The sequence below is a fragment of the Micromonospora vinacea genome, from assembly GCF_015751785.1.
Lineage (GTDB): Bacteria > Actinomycetota > Actinomycetes > Mycobacteriales > Micromonosporaceae > Micromonospora > Micromonospora vinacea.
Genome location: NZ_JADOTY010000001.1, coordinates 2970391 through 2989026, shown reverse-complemented (window position 1 = coordinate 2989026; position 18636 = coordinate 2970391). Strand labels below are relative to the sequence as shown.

Genomic DNA, 18636 nt, shown 5'->3' with positions numbered 1-18636 from the left:
CAGGCTATCCGGTCCCCGCCTTGTAGCCCACGCCCCGCACGGTGAGGATGATTTCCGGTCGCTCCGGATCCGGCTCGATCTTGGCCCGCAACCGCTGGACGTGCACGTTGACCAGGCGGGTGTCGGCCGCGTGCCGGTAGCCCCAGACCTGCTCGAGCAGCACCTCACGGGTGAAGACCTGACGTGGCTTGCGGGCGAGCGCGACCAGCAGGTCGAACTCCAGCGGAGTCAGCTTCACCTCCTCGTCGTTGCGGCTCACCGTGTGCGCCGGCACGTCGATGGTGATCTGGTTGTCGGGCGGCCCGATGGTGAGCATCTCGGGGGCCACGTCCTCGCCTCGGCGCAGTCGGGCCCGCATCCGGGCCACCAGCTCCTTGGGCTTGAACGGTTTGACCACGTAGTCGTCGGCGCCGGACTCCAGGCCGAGCACGACATCCACGGTGTCGCTCTTGGCGGTCAGCATGACGATGGGCACGCCGGACTCCGCCCGGATCGACCGGGCGACGTCGATACCGCTCATGCCGGGAAGCATCAGGTCAAGTAGCACAATATCGGGACGGCTGTCGCGAAAAGCGGCCAACGCCCGCTCGCCGTCCGCCACAAACGAGGGCAGGAAACCCTCACTGCGCAGCACGATGCCGAGCATCTCGGCGAGCGCGGGGTCGTCGTCGACCACCAGTACGCGGGCTCTCATGGGATTAATATTGCATCCTCATTCAGTTCGGTGGGACCGGCGTCCGCCGGTAACGCTTCCATGATCCCCCTTCGGCGCCGCCCGGCGCCACCGCAGGTCGGGCCGATCCGGCTGTCGCCATCCGGACGACGGTCAGCCGAACAGCCCACGCCCCCAGTGGTCCCCGCCGTCGCGTACCCCGGGCGGGCAGGCGAACACCCCGCTGGAGACGTGTCGCAGGTACTCGTTCATCACGTCGTGTCGCGCCAACTGGGTCTGGATCGGCACGAACTGACGGCGTGGATCGCGCTGGTAGGCGATGAAGAAGAGGCCCGCGTCGAGCCGGCCGAGGCCGTCCGAGCCGTCGACGAAGTTGTAACCCCGCCGTAGCAGCTGGGCTCCGCCGTTCCGACTCGGGTGGGCCAGCGTGACATGGGCGTGCTCGGCGATCACCGGCTTCCCGTCCGCGCCACGGGCGGCGAAGTCGGGCTCGTCGAACTCGTCGCTCCGACCCAGCGGCGCGCCGCTGCCCTTGGTCCGGCCGACGATCTCCTCCTGCTCGGCGAGGGAGGTCCGGTCCCAGGTTTCCACGAGCATCCGGATCTTGCGGGTGACCAGGTACGAGCCTCCGGCCATCCAGTCCGGTCCGTCACCCGGCTGCACCCACAACTGGTCGCGCAACAGGTCGGTGTCCTCGGCCTTGAGGTTGGCCGTGCCGTCCTTGAACCCGAAGAGGTTGCGGGCGGTGGCCTGTTCCCGGGAGGTCGACGAGGTGCGGCCGAAGCCCAACTGCGACCAGCGGACGCTCACCACGCCCATGCCGAGCCGGGCCAGGTTACGGATCGCGTGCACCGCCACCTGCGGGTCGTTGGCGCAGGCCTGGACGCAGAGGTCGCCGCCGGAGAGCTGCGGCTGCAACGCGTCGCCGGGGAACTTCGGCAGCTCGGCGAGGGCGGCGGGCCGCCGGTCGGCGAGGCCGAAGCGGTCCCGCCCGTCGGCGTCACGGAACAGCGTCGGCCCGAACCCGATGGTGAGGGTGAGCTGCGAGGGAGGCAGGCCGAGCGCTTCGCCGGTGTCGTCCGGTGGGGCCTCCGGCATCCCGCCGACCGCACCCAGCACCCCGGCGTCGCGTCCCGCTGTCATCCGGGCGGCGGCGGCCGTCCACTCCTCCAGCAGTTCGACAAGCCGGGCCCGGTCCTTGGTGATCACGTCGAAGGCCACGAAGTGCAGCCGGTCCTGCGCCGGGGTGACGATGCCGGCCTGGTGCTCACCGTGGAACGGCACCGCCCCGGCCGGGTGGTCGTTCGCCGCGGCCGGGTCATGGGAGCCCTTCAGCAGCGCCCCCGCGCCGGCCGCCACCCCGGCGACCCCGGCCACTCCGGCGCCGGCCAGGGTGATGGCCCGGCGCCGGGTCAACCTGCTCCCGCTCATCGATTCGACTCTTTCTGCCAGGTGGTCACTTCGCGACGGCTGCGGCGACCTTGCTGATCGGCTCGGCGAGCGCGTTGATCCCGTCGGAGAGATCCTTCAGCTCAGCCTTGCTCAGCGCGGTGTGCAGCTTCCAGCCGTCGCCGTCACGGTGCTTGCCGAGCAGTCCCTCGACGTTGGCGAACTCGGTGTCCAACTGGGTGACCAGTTCCGGCGAGCGCTGCTGCAACGCGGGGCGCAGGGCGGACACGGCGGCCTTGGAACCTTCGAGGTTGGCGGCGAAGTCCCACAGGTCGGTGTGCGAGTAGCGGTCCTCCTCGCCGGTGATCTTGCCGCTGGCGACCTCGTCGAGCAGCTCCTTGGCACCGTTGGCGAGCTGGAGCGGGGAGAGCTTCTCGGCGTTCGCCTTGGCGACGATCTCCTTGACGTCGACCAGCAGCCGATCGGCGATCGGGCCGTCCTTGCTGATGTCACCGGACTGCCAGAGGTCCTTCTCGATCCGGTGGAAGCCGGTGAACTCCATCCCCTCCTCGATGACCTCCTCGCGGCCGTCGATCTTGGGGTCGAGGTCGCCGAAGATCTCGGCAACCGGCTCGATCCGCTCCCAGTAGGTGCGGGCGACCGGGTAGAGCGCCTTGGACTTCGCCACATCGCCGGCCTTGACCGCGGCGACGAACTCCTCGGTCTTGTCCAGCAGCGCGGCGGTCTGACTCTTGACGTAGCGCTGGTAGTTGTCGGTGGCGTCACCCAGCGCGGCGTCGGCCGTGAGCGGCTGCGCCGACCCGCTGACCTTGAGCGCACCCCGGATGCCCTTGCCACTCATCCCTGGCTTGCAGGCCGTCTGGTACGTGCCGGCCGGCAACTCCACGTGCAGCTCGCGGCTCAGCCCGGGGGCGATGTTCTCCACCTCGCCCATCACGCGGTCGCCGTCGGCGTACACGTAGAACTCGGTCACCTTCGCGCCCGAATTGGTGATCTTGAAGGTGGCGGTACCGGCACCCAGGTCGGTCGAGCCGACCTCACAGGCGGTGTCGCTGGCCTTGACCACGATCGGTCCGCCGGACGCTGCCGAGTCACCCTTGTCGGAGTCGGAGCAGGCGGCCAGACCGGCCGTCGCCAGCACGCCGGCGGCGGCCAGCGCGAAGAACTGGGTGGTACGCATCTGGGCTGTCTCTCCTCGTGGGTCAGGCACGCTGCGGCGTCGACGCCGCCTCGGCCTCGGCGCCGGTGTCGGCCCCGCGCTCGGTGACGGTGGTGGTGGTCGCGGCGGGTGCCGGCTTGCGCCGGGCCGGTCGCAGGAAGAGCAGGAGCACCGGTACGGCGTACGCGACCCAGGCGATCATCTCCAGCACGGTGGGCGCGGGAGTCACGTTGAACATGCCGGCGAGCAGCGCCGCGTACCAGGTGGTCGGATCGAGCACGCCGGTGATGTCGAAGGCCAGGTTGTTCAGGCCAGGCAGGACGCCGGCCTCCTGGAAGTCGTGCACGCCGTACTTGAGGATGCCGGCGGCGACCAGGATCAGCAGCGCGCCGGTCCAGGTGAAGAACTTGCTGAGGTTGATGCGCAGGGCGCTGGCGTAGAGCAGCACGCCGAGGACCACGGCGGTGACGATGCCGCCGATCAACGCGAGCAGCGGGCCGCTGTCGCCGGCCGCGCCCTGGGCGGCCGAGTAGAAGATCAGCGCGGTCTCCAGGCCCTCGCGGATCACCGCGAGGAAGGCCATTCCGGCGACGGCAAGGGACCCGACGGCCAGCGCCTCGGTGAGCTTGCCCCGCAGTTCGCCGGCGATGGTCCGGGCGGCCCGGCGCATCCAGAAGATCATCCAGGTCACGAAGACCACGGCGGCGACCGAGGTGATCGCCTCGAACAACTCACGATCCTCGGAGCGGGACAGCAGCGAGGTCGACGTGTACTCGATCAGCCAGCCGAAGAGCACCGAGAGCGCCACGGCCAGGCCGACGCCGGCCCAGACCTGCGGCAACCGGTCCCGGCGCTGCGACTTCACCAGGAAGGCGACCAGGATGCTGACCACCAGGGTGGCTTCGAGCCCTTCCCGCAGGCCGATCAGGTAGGTGGCGAACATCCGGGCTCCGAGTAGGTTAGGCACGCCTTGGCTGACTTAGGGCAGGCATACCTTCCTCCCTGCTCACGGCCCTCGTCAAGTCGTTCACGACAAGCTCACTGAGCCCGTCACAAGGACCGGCAGCCGGCCCGCCGGCGCTCGGCTGTGGAAGGATCCCCGACGTGAGGGGATTCCTGCCGTGGTTGGCAGTGCTGGCAGTGGTGCTGCTGCTCAGTGCGCTACGCCTGCGGGCGCTGGCCACCGTCGTGTCGGTCACCTGGCTGATCTGGTGCGTCTGGACGTGGTTCCGGCCCACCCGGCGCGGCCCTCGCTCGGGCTGAACCGGCGGCGGAGACACTGCGCCGCGCCGAACCAGCGGCGGAGACGACGAACCGGGCCGGCTGCGAACAGCCGACCCGGTCCGGAGATGCCGATCAGTAGCGGTAGTGGTCCGGCTTGAACGGACCCTCGGTGGAGACGCCGAGGTAGGCGGCCTGCTCCTTGGTCAGCGTGCTCAGCTTGGCGCCGAGCGCGCCGAGGTGCAGCCGGGCGACCTTCTCGTCCAGGTGCTTGGGCAGCACGTAGACGCCGATTGGGTATTCCTCGGTCTTGGTGAAGAGCTCGATCTGGGCGATCGTCTGGTTGGCGAACGAGTTCGACATGACGAAGCTCGGGTGCCCGGTCGCGTTGCCCAGGTTCAGCAGGCGGCCCTCGGAGAGCACGATGATGGCGTGCCCGTCGGCGAAGCGCCACAGGTCGACCTGCGGCTTGATGTTGATCCGCTCGACGTCGGAGCGCTTGGCCAGCCCGGCCATGTCGATCTCGTTGTCGAAGTGGCCGATGTTGCCGACGATGGCCTGGTGCTTCATCCGGGCCATGTGCTCGTTGGTGATGACGTCGAAGCAACCGGTGGCGGTGATGAAGATGTCCGCCTGCTCGACCACGTCGTCCAGGGTGGCGACCTGGTAGCCGTCCATCGCGGCCTGCAACGCGCAGATCGGGTCCACCTCGGTCACCACGACCCGGGCGCCCTGGCCGCGCAGCGACTCGGCGCAGCCCTTGCCCACGTCGCCGTAGCCCATGACGACCGCCATCTTGCCGCCGATCAGCACGTCGGTGGCGCGGTTGATGCCGTCGATGAGCGAGTGCCGGCAACCGTACTTGTTGTCGAACTTGCTCTTGGTCACCGAGTCGTTGACGTTGATGGCCGGGAACTGCAGGGTGCCCGCCCGGTGCATCTCGTAGAGGCGGTGCACGCCGGTGGTGGTCTCCTCGGTCACGCCCTTGATGCCGGCGGCGATCCCGGTCCAGCGCTGGCCGTCCTCGGCGAGCGAGCGGTGCAGCACCTCGAGGATGACCGCGTACTCCTCGGAGTCGGCGGACTCGACCGGCGGGACGACACCGGCCTTCTCGAACTCGGCGCCCTTGTGCACCAGCAGGGTGGCGTCACCGCCGTCGTCGAGGATCATGTTCGGGCCCTGGCCGTCCGGCCACACCAGCACCTGCTCGGTGCACCACCAGTACTCCTGCAGGCTCTCGCCCTTCCAGGCGTACACCGGGACACCGGCGGGGGCCTCGGGGGTGCCGTCCGGGCCGACGACGATCGCCGCGGCGGCGTGGTCCTGGGTGGAGAAGATGTTGCAGGACGCCCAGCGCACCTGCGCGCCGAGCGCGACCAGCGTCTCGATGAGGACGGCGGTCTGGATGGTCATGTGCAGTGAGCCGGTGATCCGCGCGCCGGCGAGCGGCTGCGCCTCGGCGAATTCCCGACGGATCGCCATCAGGCCGGGCATCTCGTGCTCGGCGAGCTGGATCTCTTTACGCCCGAACTCGGCGAGCGAGAGATCCGCCACCTTGAAGTCGCCATCGGCGAGCGTGCTCGGCCGGGCCTCGGACGGCGTACCGCTGGCGGACGCCGGGAGGGTGCTGGTCATGAAAGCTCCTGTCGAACGATGTCTGCGCCGACCCTCCACCTTACGCGCGTCGGTGACGGGCGGCAGGCACGGTCCACACACAGCGCACGGGGCGGTCGGTGATGGACGGACTTTCCCGCCCACGTCCCGCCCGCCCCGTGCATCCCCCCGGTTTGGTTCCCCCGCACGTTCTCGGACCGTCGTCGCGATAACGCTGCGTACTCATAGAGTCACACTCAGGCAGGGTGACGTCAAGCTATTCCGGGAAAGTCGGACTTGTGTCGTTGGGCGGAGCGGTCAGCGCAACCCGGACGTCGCCACGAACGCCACCCCGGCGCCGTCGATGCGCAGCGCCGCGCCGGACGACGTACCGATCGCCGCCTCGCCCGAGGCCAGCGTCAACGCGCCGGCACCGTCGTCCACGGTGATCGAGCCGCCGGCGCAGAGAACCACCCGGGGGCCGGGCAGCGGCAGCGTCACCGAGGGCACCGCCGCGTCGACCCGCACCCGGTGCAGCGCGAAATCGTCCACCGGCACGGGCCACCAGTCCACACCCGGGCCGACCGGCTGCGGCGCCCGCACCGGATCGTCGAGCACCTCGAAGCGCAGAACCCGCAGCAACTCGTCGACGTCCACCCGCTTCGGGGTCAGCCCGCCCCGCAGCACGTTGTCGCTGGCCGCCATGATCTCCACTCCGCAGCCGCTCAGGTAGGCGTGCAGGTTGCCGGCGGGCATCCAGATCCCCTCCCCCGCCACCAGCCGCACGTGGTGCAGCAGCAGCGCGACCAGCGCACCCGGATCGCCCGGGTACGCCTTGGCCAGCCGGCGGGTCAGCTCCGCGTCCGGGCCGTCGGTCGGTGATGCCACCGCGGCAGCCAGTAGCCGGTGCCGGTCGGCGACCGGCCAGCCGAGCAGCGTCCGCACCGCCGTCCGCAGCCCCGCCGGTCCGGCCCGCAACGCGGCGACCACCGGCGCCAACGCCGGTACGCCGAACGCGGCGAGCGCCTCGGCGGACTCCGCCGGATCCCGGAACCCGCAGAGCGCCTCGAACGGGGTGAGCGCGACCAGCAACTCCGGCTTGTGGTGCGGGTCGGAGTAGTTGCGCTGCCCCTCGGGGCGCCCCGCCTCCGCCGCGTAGCCGGCCTGCGCCTGCTCGGCGTCCGGGTGGGCCTGCAGGCTCAGCGGGGCGTCGGCCGCGAGCACCTTGAGCAGGAACGGCAGCCGACTACCGAACCGCTCGGAGACCCGTTGGCCGAGCCACTGCCCTGGTTCGTCCCGCACAAGGTCACAGAGGCTCACCCGCAGACCGGCGCGATCCACGTGCGCCGGGGCGCCCGGATGGGCCCCCAACCACAGCTCCGCCTCCGGGCCCGCGCTCGGCACCGAGCGCCCCTGGAGGAGGGCGATGGCCGAGCGGGAGCCCCAGGCGTAGTCCCGGATCGGCCCGTACAGTGGCTCCACCCGTCAGCCCCCGGGCCGCCCGGCCGCCTCGCCCGACGCGTCCTGCGGCACGGCGGTGTCGGCGGCGGCGCCCGTGCCGGCCTCGGCGGCAGCGACGCTGTAGACGTCCGGCTCCAGGTAGATCACCCGGGCGATCGGCACCGCGGCGCGGATCCGCGCCTCCACGGCGTTGATGCCGCGCGCCAGGTCGTGGGCGCTCTTCCACTCCGGAACGGCGATCTTGGCGGCCACCATCAGCTCTTCCGGGCCCAGGTAGAGCGTCTTCATGTGGATGATCCGCTCCACCTCGGGACCGTCGGTGACGGCCCGCTCGATGGCGGCCAGGTCGGACGCCTCGGCGCCCTCACCGAGCAGCAGGCTCTTCGTCTCGATGGCCAGCACGACGGCGATGACGACCAGCAGGACGCCGATCATCGCGGTGCCGGCAGCGTCCCACTCGCCGTTGCCGGTGATCAGCGTCATGGTGACGCCGAACAGGGCGAACACCAGACCGACAAGCGCGCCGAAGTCCTCCAGGAGCACCACCGGCAGCTCCGGGGCCTTGGCCCGGCGGATGAAACGCACCCAGGACTGGTTGCCCCGGACGTGGTTGGACTCCTTGATGGCGGTCCGGAACGAGAACGACTCCATGATGATCGCCGAAACCAGCACGGCCACCGGCAGCCACTGCCAGGAGTCGATGCCGCCCTTGTGATGCCACTTGTGGTAGGCCTCGTAGAGCGCGAACAGGCCACCGATGCTGAACAGCACGATGGACACGATGAACGCGTAGATGTAGCGCTCCCGGCCGTACCCGAACGGGTGTTCCGGGGTGGCCGCGCGCTTCGCCCGCTTGCCGCCGAGCAGCAGGAGGCCCTGGTTGCCGGAGTCGGCGACCGAGTGGACCGCCTCGGCCAGCATCGACGACGAGCCGGAGAGCAGGAACGCAATGAACTTGGTGACGGCGATGCCGACGTTGGCCAGCAGGGCGGCGACAATCGCCTTCGTCCCACCGTTGGCGCTCATGCCACCGCTCCGCTTCGCCGCACGAAGCCGACCGGTCCGCGCATGACGCGCCGCCCCCTACGTTCGTTCACTGGTTCGACAGCTCCTTCATCTCGGTGATGGCCGGAACGGCCATCGGGTCCAGCCCATGTGCCAGAGCAAGGTAGATCGAGGCGAAATCCGGAACGGCGATCAGCGACGCCAGCCGCTCCAGGGCGGAGCCGCCCTCGGCGGTCACCACGTCGCACCGCACGCCACGGCGCTCCGCGAGGGTCTGCACCGCGTCCGCACGGCGCTCCTCGACGGCGAGCGGCTCGTCGGTGTCGTCCTCGGCGTTGAGCCCGCCGTCACGCAGCAGCACCAGCCGTAGCCGGGTGCCCTCGCCGTCGTCCTCGGCCGGGTCGGCGAAGATGTCCCGCTCCCCCTCGGCCAGGCCCCCGAAGACGCCGTCGAGCAGCCCGACGCGACCCCGCCCGGCCTCACCCAGCGCCCCGGTGACCACCGGGTAGCGGGCGTTCGCCGACAGTGTGTCGCCGAACCGGCGGGCCGCCACAGTGGCCAGCGGGGACGAGCCCCAGACGATCGGGATCGAGCCGGCCAGACCCAGCGCCAGTGACTTCGCCGGGTTGACGAAGGACTCGGCTGCGGAACGGCAGCGGTCGGCGTCCGCGTCGAGCCGGGCAGCGGTCTCCGCCAGGTCCGCCTCGTTGACCTTCACGAGCCCGAGGGAACGGGCGGCGAGCAGGACCGGCACGGTGAGCGCCCAGAGGCTGGCCCGTGCCGGGGCACGCCGGGGCACCGGAATGAACGGCGCCCGGGCCTGCTCGGCGATCGACTGCAACTGCGAGTCCGGTGCGCCCACGGCGACGAGTCGGGCACCACGCCGGTGGGCCGCCTCGGCGGCGCCGAGCGCCTCCGGGCTACGCCCCGACGCGCTCACCGCGATCACCACGTCGGCCGCACCCACCCAACCGGGTACGCCGGCGGAGCGGTGCCCGATGATCGGGACCGGGCAGCGCGGCCCGGCGACAGTGGCCAGCACGTCCCCGGTACGCCCCGCCGTGCCGATGCCGGCGATCACGACGGCTCGGGGCCGCCCGTCGTCGGCGAGCACCGCGAGGTTCGCCTCAGCCGCCAGTGCGGCGCTCTCCCGAACCTGCGCGCCTGCCGACGCGGTGTGCCGGAGCATGCCGCCCGGGTCGGCCTCGGCCAACGCCTGCGGGTTGTCGAGCAGGGCCTCGTCGGCGTCACGACGCCCGCTGACCCCGGCCGTACCGTCGATCATGAGGACTGCCCGGGGCCGCCGCGCGCCTCGTCGAGCAGCAGCACCGGCACGTCGTCGCGGACCTCGAAGATCCGGCCGCACTCCGTGCAGGTCAACGTCTGCGCCTCGGCATCGTAGGTGAGCGGGGCGTGGTGCGTGTCCGGACAGGCAAGGATCTCGAGCAACTGCGGATCCAGGGCCATGGCACGGCTCCTTCCACGTGTGCGGCTTGACCGACGGCGGTGCCGACCGGCGCAGGCGATCTTATCGGCGAACGCGGTCGAGCACGTCGTCCCGGAGCGAGACCATCCGATCCCGGGTGGGCGCCTCGACGTTGAGCCGCAGCAGCGGCTCCGTGTTGGAGGCGCGCAGGTTGAACCACGCGCCGTCGGGGAAACGCAGGGTGAGCCCGTCCATCTCGTCGGCCACCGCGTCGGGGTACGCCTCGCGAACCTCGGCCACCGCCGCCGCCTGGTCGACCACCGTCGAGTTGATCTCGCCGGAGGCGATGTAGCGCTCGTACTCACCGGCCAACACGGAGAGCGGCAGCGACTGCTCGCCCAGCGCGGCCAGCGTGTGCATCGCCGCGAGCATCCCGGTGTCGGCGAACCAGAAGTCCCGGAAGTAATAGTGCGCGGAGTGCTCGCCGCCGAAGACGGCGTTGGTGCGGGCCATCTCCGCCTTGATGAAGGAGTGCCCGACCCGGGCCACGACCGGCTTCCCACCGTGCTCTCGGATGATCTCCGCGACCGCGCTGGAGGTGATCAGGCCGTGGATCACAGTGGAACCCGGGTGCTTGGCCAGCTCACGGGCGGCGACGAGGGCGGTGATCGCCGATGGCGAGACCGGCTCGCCGCGCTCGTCCACCACGAAGCACCGGTCGGCGTCACCGTCGAACGCCAACCCGATGTCGGCCCCGTGCTCGACCACAGCGCGCTGGAGGTCGACCAGGTTCGCCGGGTCCAGAGGGTTGGCCTCGTGGTTGGGGAAACTGCCGTCCAACTCGAAGTAGAGCGGCACGATCTCCAGCGGCAACGGCGACAGGGCCGCGTCGCCCAGCACTGTCGGAACGGTGAAGCCGCCCATGCCGTTACCGGCGTCGACGACCACCTTCAACGGCCGGATGCCCGAGAGGTCGACCAGCTTGCGCAGGTAGCCGGCGTAGTCGGGGAGCAGGTCGCGCCGCTCGGCGGGCCGGGTCGGCGCACCGGCGGGACGGGCGTCGCCCGAATCCAGGAGGGCCTGGGCCCGCTCCCGGATCTCGGCCAGACCGCTCTCCTGGCCGATCGGGCGGGCACCGGAGCGGCACATCTTGATGCCGTTGTACTGCGCGGGGTTGTGACTGGCCGTGAACATCGCGCCGGGCAGGTCGAGCGAGCCGGACGCGTAGTAGAGCAGGTCGGTGGAGGCGAGGCCGATCTCGATCACCGAGCGCCCCTCGGCGCGTACGCCAGCGGCGAACGCGGCGGCCAAGCCGGGCGAGGTGGCCCGCATGTCGTACCCGACGACGACAGCGTCGCCCGGCTCGTCGGTGGAGTTGAGGAGTTGGGTGAAGGCGGCACCCAGCGCCTCGGCGGCCCGTTCGTCCCACTGGTCCGGCACCGTCCCGCGGACGTCGTACGCCTTCACGATCTGGGACAGATCAGACACGTGTTCCACTCCTTGGCCGCAGGTTAGACACCGATCCTGAGCGTAACGGAGGGGCCGGGCCCTGCTCCGCTCAGCCGGGGAGCCGGGGAATGAACACGGTGTGGCCCCCGCCGTCGGTGGGCGGGTCACCCGGCAACCGGCGACCGTCGGGCCCACCCGGCATCGGCTGGGTCGCCTCCGGCGCCGGAGCGGGAGTGTCCGGCCGGGCACCGTAGACCCCGCCGGTGGCGGGACGCGGGGACGGCACCGGACCACCCCAGGCGGCGGCCGGCGGCTGCTGGCCGTACACCTGGCCGGGGCGACCGGGCGCGGCCGGCAACCCACCCCCGGCGCGGTAGGTGGTGCCGCCGGGGTTGCCCGGCAGGGCGGCCGGCTCGTCGTCGGACGGTTTCCGGTCCTGCCGCGAACGACGAACGAGCAGCACGATGAGCAGCAGCCCAACCGCCACCAGCACAATGCCGAAGTACATCACCGGTGATCCTCCTCCGGACGATTCGGCGGCGGTCGCCGTGGTGTCCGGTGCGCCGGACACCCCGCCCAACGCCGCCGGGTTCACCGCGTCGTCGGCTGTCGCGACCTCGGTCGGGCTCGGGGTGGGCGTCGGCTTCTTCGACGGCGACGGAGTCGGCGACGGGGTCACCCGCCCTCCGGTCAGCCGGGCCGCGTCGGTGGCGTGACCCAGCGTCTGGCCGGCGGCGCTGATGCCCGCACCGGTGACCAGGAGACGGCCGCCGGGCGCACCCGCCGCGAACCCCACCCGGTAACGCACCGTGATGCCCTTGCCCTTGCACAGCGTCGGCTTCAACGGTGACGTCTGCGCGGTCGACACGTTTCCAGCACCGCCGGTGACGGCCACCGGGAACCAGCGCCCACCCGCGTTGACCTCGACCGCCACCTGGTTCGGCTGAAGACCCTGAAGGCGGAAGCTCAGCGCGGTACGCAGCAGGACGCACCCGTCGGTGCGCTTACGCACCGCGACGTTCACCCCCTGCGCGGAACCACCGGCGGCGAAGCTGCTGGCCGCGCCCACCCGGACCGAGTCCTCGTCGGCGAGCGCCGGCGACGCGCCGAGCATCACCAGGCCGCCCGCCAGGCCGCAGACCGCCACGAGCCGTGCCACGCGTCGACGCACCGTCATCACCTCGCCGTTCTCCCCGGGTGGGGTCCGCGGGTCAGGCTACTACCGGCCCACCTGTCCCATCGGTCATAGAGCGGCCCGGATGTGCGCGGCGTTACGGTTTACGACCCTGCCCGCGACCTGCTGGTGGCCGCACTGACCCGCCGGTCAGCCGGCCTGCTCCGCCTCGGCGAGCGCATCGCGGCAGAGTCGGTCGGCGGTGCGGGTGGTCTCCGGCAGCCGGTAGCGCGGGGTCAACGCGAGCACCTGCGCTGTCGCGTTCTCCAGGCTCATCCGATGGCCCACGCTGACGAAGACCGGCTTCACCCCGTCCCGGGTCCGCAACACCCGACCGACGACGTCACCACCGTCGCGCAGCGACGACCAGGAACCCCGCTCGGCCGACGGCGGATCCCACGTCCCGACCAGCGGCGTCTTCCCCACCCCGATCGACGGCAACCCGGTCACCACCCCGAGGTGGCACGCGAGCCCGAACCGGCGCGGATGGGCCAGCCCGTGCCCGTCGCAGACCAGCAGGTCCGGAAGGGTGGTCAGGCGGTCGAGCGCACCGAGCAGCGCCGGCAGCTCACGGAGGGCGAACAACCCCGGCACATAGTCGAACGCGGGTCGCCCCACACCGACCGCGGAGTCCACCACCGCCAGGGTCCGGGCATCCAGGACCGTCACGGCCGCCGCCAGCAGGTCACCACCCTCGGCGTACGCGACGTCCAGGCCGGCCACCGTCGCGGGCGCGCTCGGCCCCGGCCCGACCAGGTCCACCAATGGCCGCAACTCCTCCTGTACGGCCACCGCCTCCGCGACACTGCCCGGCGTGCTGCTCGCCCCCGGCGTGCCCGGCGTGCCCGGCGTGCGCCATGATCCACTCGGTTTCACGGAAGTCGGGCCTTCCTCCGGAGCGGGATGCCCCGACATCAAGGAACCGGAGTCGATCACCCTCGGCCCGGGGCGCCGGCGCCATCCCCGGCGGCCCTGTCATCCGGGCCACCCCGGGCACTGTCACCGTCGGCCCGGCCCCTGATCGCACCCAGGCCGAGCGCGAAGGCGATGCCGAGGGCGACTCCGAAGGCGACGCCACCCTTCGCACCGAACACGGGAATGCCGATCGCCAGGCCGATCAAAATGCCAACCGGCCAGGCCCAGACAGCGGACCTGACACTCTGCGTACCGGATTTCGCCATGTGTCGATCTTATTCGGCCCGCCTCGTCCAACGACTTCGCGTCGCCACCGAAGACCGCCTGCTCGTACCGCACCTGCGCCCGTACCAACCGAGCGTCCAGCCCTTCGGTCGTCACCGGCCATCCCTCCATCGGCGAAGCACGCCTACGCCGCTCTCGCTATGTCGGGGGTCCGCGCCCGGATCACCGGCCGCGCGAAGCTGCTCCTCGAACATGACGAACGTCCGCTGCCGGATCACTGCCGACCGGATGACTGCGGGCCACTGGCGCTGGCACCAGGCGGGAACATGGCTCGAATGCCATCCTCGTCGGGCAGCGCGGTACCCCCGCTGACGGTCTCGGCCACTCTCTCGGCCGTAGCTCGATCAACAGTTTCGTAGCGGTCGAGGTTGCGATAGTCGTCGACAAAGCGCACCACCAGAGCTGGATCGAAGGCCCAGTGCCCGCTGCGGTGATCCCAGAGGATGGCGTTACCTGCGCCTACGTCCATTACGAAGAGTCCGGCCGGACCTCCGGTCCTCTCATCATTCCGGTAGATCACGTAGTAGGTCAGCTTGCGGCCCATCTGATTCGTCACCAATCCCGGGGGCACACCCGAATCTGCGTCGACTTTGATACCTATCGGCGACTCGCGATCGAGGCGACCTGTACGCCCGCCGCTTCGACCTCCGCCCGGACCGCAGCCAACAGGCCCTGCGCGTCCGAGTCGCCCGACTCCGCCAGCAGGTCGATGTCGAGGCGCCATCCTCGGCTGTCCACGTCGCGCCAGAGGCCAACGTTCGCAGATACTCCTGCGATTGTCCGTTTGACCTCGCCGAACAACTCGTCCCAGTCGTCACCCAGACGCCCGGCCTCACTCAGGCCGAGCACTGCCCGCAGACGACCCAATGTGGCCCGATCCATCTGCCCCTGTAGATCAATTACCCAACTAGCTGACATTCGGTTCCCCAACAATCCAGTCCGAATCTTGGAAGTGGGACGACACTCCGGTTCCGGCTCGATCCGGCGGACCGGACCCAGGAAAAATTGCCGGTACCACGTCGCGGCCCAGATCACGGGCGTGCCGTTCCGCCCAATCGAACAAACGAGGGAAGCACTCTCGCGCCACTTTCTTCGTCACGAACCCGTACCTAGCGTTGACGACACGAAGGCCAGGATATTTCTCGGCCGCGTGTCGCTGAGCCCGCTCCACCATCTCATCCGAGGAGATTTGGAAGTCGTAGTCACTCGGCTCTTCCAGGCCCAGTCTGTACATGGAGTCGAACGGCCTACGCAGTGGCAGCGGCGCCCCCTGCGACCAGCTCTGCAGACGCGCAAACGCCTCCGGGTTGTCGATCAACTCGGACTCCGTCGGCATTTGCTTGTGGGGACCCGAGAAAAAGCGAGCCGATGAGCCTTGAAGCCGAATGTCGACAGTTGACAGGTCAAGGCCATCCTCCCGCAGCGCATCGAGGAGATCGGCCGTCATCCGTGCGAACTGCTCCCGGGTAACTCCAAGAGGCGCCGACCTTTCGGCCCAGGCCAGGACGGCATCGGGTGTGATGCCGAGGAACTCGCAATCCATCGGGTTCAGCTGCCGGCCAGATTCATCCGCAGGCAACAGCGGACCGGCAGCCTGCCAGCCGCGGTCGCCCCGCATTTCGGCCGCAATCTCCTCCCCGGCCTGGACTCGGTTCTGCCCGCCATCGGCGTCAGGGGCCGATCCCGGGCCGTCGAGGAGCAGGTACATCCGGTTGATGTACGGGTCGCCGTGGCCGCCCTCGTCGTGCGTCGGCGGGTGATCCGGCAGGTCGGGTCGCTCGCTGAACCGGCCCCGGGGCAGCCCGCCGAGGGGCATCGGCCGGCCGTCCCCGCTCAACACCAGTGCGTCGATGCCGACCACGTTGGGGTAGAGCGGCCGATCGCGGACCACGCCGTTCTGCGGGTCCACGTAGAGCACCGTGCCGTTCTGGTTGAGTGCCACCCAGGCGTGGGATCCACCGTGCGCCCACTCGGTGACCAGGAACGAGTAGCTGCCGTGGCCGCCCAGCAGCAGTTGGTCGTGCAGGTTGCGGTAGCCCCGGTCGGCGGCCTGCTGAGCCTGCGCGGCGTTCTTAGGTTGACCGGGGGCGAGGAGTTGCTGGAAGCGTCCGCCCGTCACGTCCTCGACCCGGCCCGGGCCGCCGGCCTCACCTCGGATGGGGCGCCGGATGTCACCGTCCAGGTAACCGTCGAAGGTACGTGGCGCTGACACGCGGGGGCGCCCGTGCACCCACGTCTCGAACAGCGACAGCGTGCAGTCCAGGCAGTTGATGCCCCGGGTGGCGTCGGCCGCCGGCCCGCCGTCGTTGAGGAGCCCGAACCAGCCGCCCTGTCGGGGGTCGGCGGTGCGGGTGACGGCGCCGTCCGGCTCGCGGGGCATCTGCCGTTCGACGTCGACCTGGTGCAGGGCGAGCGGTGGCCGGAGCCCGCCGGGCTGCCCGTACGGCCGGGAGTCGTCGATCGGCGGCGGATCGTCGTCGCCGGTGAGCCTGGACGGGCCGGCGGTTTCCACAGCGCCGAGCGCGAGCGCGCCCACGTCCCGGTTGGCGTGTTCGAAGGTGGCGCTGATGTCCACGACCGGCGGGGCAGTGCTGCCGGCCAGCACCGCGTCTGCCAGGTCACGCCATTCGGAGTACGCCCGGGATTCCTCGTTCGCGGCGCGCTGCCAGCCGTCAGCCCACTGCCGGTTGCCGGCCTGGTGCAGCTGCCGGGCGTAGGTGGCGTACTCGACGGCTCGGCGATCGTGTTCCACGGCACGGGTGCGCAGTCGGGTGGCCTCGGCCTGCCTGCGGTTGTTTTCGAACCCGATGCGCAGCGACTCGTAGTGGTCCTGGTAGCGCCGCCGCTCGGCGGCTTCCGCGGCGGCGGCCCACTGCGCCGCGTACGAGTCGTTGGTCTCGGGCTCGCGCACCGGCGGTGCCCCGAACGCGGCCACGTCGACGGGGATCGACGCCCTTCCCCGGGCCGGATGGTCGGGCGCGCGCACCGGTGCGGGCGTCTCCCGCGTCGGAGCACGCGACGGCACGGCGAACCGCCCCACCACCGGCGGGGTGGAGGCGACCGGCAGCGGGCCGTTGGTGGTGGTCGGGACGCCGAAGGTGACCGGCGCCGCCGGGCCGGGGGTGATCGTCGGTGTGGCTGGTCCGGTCGCCGGGGACCAGGCGGTCGGTCCCGGGTTGGTGACGTGCGGTGAGCTGCCGGGCTGGGCCGACGGCACACCGGTGGCAGCCGGTCCGCCGCCCGATTCGAGGGGACCGGCCACCGGCGCGGCCACCGACGAAAGCCTCGGACCAGCACCCACCGCCGACGTGGCCGGATCAGCACCCACCGCTGACGTGGCCGGACCGGCACCCACCGCCGATGTCGTCGGATCAGCACCTGCCGTCGAGAGCGTCGGGTCGGCCGTGACCTGGTGCGGTATGCCCGCAGTTTCCCCGAGCTGTCCGTCCGTCGACGAGGTCAGCTCGGACGCGCCGACGGAACGGCCCTCGACGTCCACACCGGACAGTGCGCCAACCGGTGTCGGTGACGACGTGTCGACGTCTGCCGCGACCGGAGACGCCAGCCCGGCTCCCCGTGACTGCTCGATGCCCGGTGCCGTCGGCGCAGCCAACTGGTCCGGCGTCGACGCGGCGACGGCCGTCGTCGCCTGTACCGGAACGCCCCCGGACGTCATCGGGACGCCCGAGGCCACGCCACCGACAGCCTCCACAGAGGCAGACCCCGCTGCGGACGAAACCGCCGCAGACGGAACCCCGAGGGCAGAAGACGCGGCCGCGTCCCCCGCGACGGGCAGCACGGACGGAAGGGACGGACCCGCGTACGACGCTCCGGCGAGGGCGTTGGCCTGCGCGTCGAGCCGGGCGCGTAGCGCGTGGTCGGTCTGGCCGGTCGCCGAACCGGTGGCACCGGACGCGGCGGCGCGTGCCACGTCCTCCATCGAGGTCAGGCCCTGACCGGTGGCCAGGCTGGCGGCGCTCTCGGCGAGCACCTCGCCGGTCATCTCCCGCCCCAGGTGTTCGCCGACCTTCGCCGCTCGCCCGGTCGCGTGCCGGCCCAGGCCAGCCAGCGGTGCCACCGCCCCGCCGGCCAGCCCGCCGACCGCCGAGGCGCCGAGATCGGTCAGGTCCAGGCCGTGGGCCCGCCCGGTGGAGTTCTGGTACGCCTGGGTGGCCAGGGTGACCCCGGCCTCCTCGGTGGCCTCCTCCAACCCTCCCCGGGCGGCCCGCTTGGCGAGCCCGCGTGCACCACCTCGGGCGACCTCCTTGGCGGCCCGCTCGCCGGCTTCCTTGAGCCCGTGTTTGAGGGACTTGCTGGCCAGTTGGCCCATCAGCCGTTTGAAGATCTGTTGAACCAGCAGCCGGGTCGCGGTGATCGCCGCGCCGGCCGCCGGGGTTGCCGCCCCGGCGGTCAGCACCGCCGCCACCGCCACGGTGAGCAACTCGATGACCAGGATGCCCAGCTCGATCCAGACTTCCAGCTTGGCGCCCTCGATGTCGCAACCGCACTCCTCGACCAGTCGGCCCAGGTCGGCCGTGACGGCGAGCAGCACGGGCAGCGGGGCGTCGGTGCCCTCGGCGATCCTCCGCCAGGCCGCCTCGAACGCCGCGTCGACCGCCCCGACACCGCCGTACCCGTTGTGCACCTCGGCGGCGGCCGTGGCGGCGTCGGCGTGCGGCCCGGCGAGCACGGAGGCGACCGCGTACCACTGGTCGGCGACGTCCCAGACGGCCCGTTCGTTGCCCTCCGGCCACTGCACGCCGACCACCCAGTCGAGGGCCTCGTAGATCCAGCCGGGCACGTCCCACGGCGCGTAGTCCAGGGGGTGCGGGATGGGGCTCGGCAGCACGCTCATCGGATCGTCG

At 71.1% G+C, this 18636-nt stretch carries 17 protein-coding genes; 1 reads left to right on the top strand and 16 read right to left on the bottom strand.

All coding sequences use genetic code 11. The features are described 5' to 3' along the window. Positions 1-4 precede the first annotated feature (4 nt). The 4 genes from mtrA to efeU form a co-directional block, all read right to left on the bottom strand. Positions 5-694, bottom strand: a complete 690-nt coding sequence (gene mtrA, locus IW249_RS14345; protein ID WP_030331519.1) for an MtrAB system response regulator MtrA — start codon at positions 692-694, stop codon at positions 5-7. Positions 695-826: 132 nt separating this feature from the next. Continuing rightward, positions 827-2104, bottom strand: a complete 1278-nt coding sequence (efeB, locus tag IW249_RS14340; RefSeq protein ID WP_196921219.1) for an iron uptake transporter deferrochelatase/peroxidase subunit — start codon at positions 2102-2104, stop codon at positions 827-829. Between the two features lie 25 nt (positions 2105-2129). Then, positions 2130-3263 carry an iron uptake system protein EfeO gene (gene efeO, locus IW249_RS14335; protein WP_196921218.1) on the bottom strand — a complete coding sequence of 378 codons (1134 nt, stop codon included), beginning with the start codon at positions 3261-3263 and terminating at the stop codon, positions 2130-2132. Between the two features lie 22 nt (positions 3264-3285). Further along, entirely contained in the window at positions 3286-4185 is a 900-nt protein-coding gene (gene efeU, locus IW249_RS14330) for an iron uptake transporter permease EfeU (protein WP_231392528.1), read from the bottom strand. Between the two features lie 161 nt (positions 4186-4346). Here efeU and IW249_RS14325 point away from each other — a divergent pair, with 161 nt between their 5' ends. Then, positions 4347-4505 (top strand): hypothetical protein, encoded by a 159-nt coding sequence (locus IW249_RS14325; RefSeq protein WP_196921217.1) that lies wholly within the window; start codon positions 4347-4349, stop codon positions 4503-4505. A 93-nt stretch (positions 4506-4598) separates the two neighbouring features. On the opposite strand, the gene ahcY is transcribed toward IW249_RS14325, so the two are convergent. The 12 genes from ahcY to IW249_RS14265 form a co-directional block, all read right to left on the bottom strand. Next, on the bottom strand, positions 4599-6098 hold the full coding sequence (gene ahcY, locus IW249_RS14320; protein WP_196921216.1) for an adenosylhomocysteinase: 1500 nt from the start codon (positions 6096-6098) through the stop codon (positions 4599-4601). A gap of 276 nt (positions 6099-6374) precedes the next feature. Next, positions 6375-7538 (bottom strand): mannose-6-phosphate isomerase, class I, encoded by a 1164-nt coding sequence (manA, locus tag IW249_RS14315; RefSeq protein WP_196921215.1) that lies wholly within the window; start codon positions 7536-7538, stop codon positions 6375-6377. Positions 7539-7541: 3 nt separating this feature from the next. Beyond that, positions 7542-8543 (bottom strand): cation diffusion facilitator family transporter, encoded by a 1002-nt coding sequence (locus IW249_RS14310; RefSeq protein ID WP_196921214.1) that lies wholly within the window; start codon positions 8541-8543, stop codon positions 7542-7544. 67 nt (positions 8544-8610) lie between these two features. Next, positions 8611-9807 (bottom strand): SIS domain-containing protein, encoded by a 1197-nt coding sequence (locus IW249_RS14305; protein ID WP_091394020.1) that lies wholly within the window; start codon positions 9805-9807, stop codon positions 8611-8613. Continuing rightward, positions 9804-9989 (bottom strand): Trm112 family protein, encoded by a 186-nt coding sequence (locus tag IW249_RS14300; RefSeq protein WP_091394023.1) that lies wholly within the window; start codon positions 9987-9989, stop codon positions 9804-9806. The genes IW249_RS14305 and IW249_RS14300 overlap by 4 nt, the downstream gene beginning before the upstream one ends. Before the next feature lie 61 nt (positions 9990-10050). After that, positions 10051-11436 carry a phosphomannomutase/phosphoglucomutase gene (locus IW249_RS14295; RefSeq protein WP_196921213.1) on the bottom strand — a complete coding sequence of 462 codons (1386 nt, stop codon included), beginning with the start codon at positions 11434-11436 and terminating at the stop codon, positions 10051-10053. A 70-nt stretch (positions 11437-11506) separates the two neighbouring features. Continuing rightward, positions 11507-12574, bottom strand: a complete 1068-nt coding sequence (locus IW249_RS14290; RefSeq protein ID WP_196921212.1) for a hypothetical protein — start codon at positions 12572-12574, stop codon at positions 11507-11509. Between the two features lie 147 nt (positions 12575-12721). Continuing rightward, positions 12722-13486, bottom strand: coding sequence for an endonuclease V (locus tag IW249_RS14285; protein WP_372432963.1), 765 nt, complete (start codon positions 13484-13486; stop codon positions 12722-12724). A 17-nt stretch (positions 13487-13503) separates the two neighbouring features. Next, complete coding sequence (locus IW249_RS14280; RefSeq protein ID WP_196921211.1) at positions 13504-13752, bottom strand: hypothetical protein; 249 nt, start codon at positions 13750-13752, stop codon at positions 13504-13506. A 233-nt stretch (positions 13753-13985) separates the two neighbouring features. Then, positions 13986-14315: a hypothetical protein gene (locus IW249_RS14275; protein ID WP_196921210.1), complete on the bottom strand. Its 330-nt coding sequence runs from the start codon at positions 14313-14315 to the stop codon at positions 13986-13988. A 53-nt stretch (positions 14316-14368) separates the two neighbouring features. Further along, positions 14369-14653, bottom strand: coding sequence for a hypothetical protein (locus tag IW249_RS14270; protein WP_196921209.1), 285 nt, complete (start codon positions 14651-14653; stop codon positions 14369-14371). 25 nt (positions 14654-14678) lie between these two features. Further along, the gene (locus IW249_RS14265) at positions 14679-18626 is read right to left on the bottom strand and encodes a toxin glutamine deamidase domain-containing protein (protein ID WP_196921208.1); all 3948 of its coding nucleotides are present in this window, start codon (positions 18624-18626) and stop codon (positions 14679-14681) included. Between the last annotated feature and the right edge of the window lie 10 nt (positions 18627-18636).

Coding starts and splice junctions, on each gene's coding strand:
- IW249_RS14275 (WP_196921210.1), bottom strand. CDS start 14,315: ATGGGCCGCAAGCTGACCTACTACGTGATCTACCGGAATGATGAGAGG.
- efeU (WP_231392528.1), bottom strand. CDS start 4,185: ATGTTCGCCACCTACCTGATCGGCCTGCGGGAAGGGCTCGAAGCCACC.
- IW249_RS14305 (WP_091394020.1), bottom strand. CDS start 9,807: ATGATCGACGGTACGGCCGGGGTCAGCGGGCGTCGTGACGCCGACGAG.
- IW249_RS14280 (WP_196921211.1), bottom strand. CDS start 13,752: ATGGCGAAATCCGGTACGCAGAGTGTCAGGTCCGCTGTCTGGGCCTGG.
- IW249_RS14300 (WP_091394023.1), bottom strand. CDS start 9,989: ATGGCCCTGGATCCGCAGTTGCTCGAGATCCTTGCCTGTCCGGACACG.
- ahcY (WP_196921216.1), bottom strand. CDS start 6,098: ATGACCAGCACCCTCCCGGCGTCCGCCAGCGGTACGCCGTCCGAGGCC.
- efeO (WP_196921218.1), bottom strand. CDS start 3,263: ATGCGTACCACCCAGTTCTTCGCGCTGGCCGCCGCCGGCGTGCTGGCG.
- IW249_RS14285 (WP_372432963.1), bottom strand. CDS start 13,486: ATGTCGGGGCATCCCGCTCCGGAGGAAGGCCCGACTTCCGTGAAACCG.
- IW249_RS14290 (WP_196921212.1), bottom strand. CDS start 12,574: ATGACGGTGCGTCGACGCGTGGCACGGCTCGTGGCGGTCTGCGGCCTG.
- IW249_RS14265 (WP_196921208.1), bottom strand. CDS start 18,626: ATGAGCGTGCTGCCGAGCCCCATCCCGCACCCCCTGGACTACGCGCCG.
- mtrA (WP_030331519.1), bottom strand. CDS start 694: ATGAGAGCCCGCGTACTGGTGGTCGACGACGACCCCGCGCTCGCCGAG.
- efeB (WP_196921219.1), bottom strand. CDS start 2,104: ATGAGCGGGAGCAGGTTGACCCGGCGCCGGGCCATCACCCTGGCCGGC.
- IW249_RS14310 (WP_196921214.1), bottom strand. CDS start 8,543: ATGAGCGCCAACGGTGGGACGAAGGCGATTGTCGCCGCCCTGCTGGCC.
- IW249_RS14270 (WP_196921209.1), bottom strand. CDS start 14,653: ATGGATCGGGCCACATTGGGTCGTCTGCGGGCAGTGCTCGGCCTGAGT.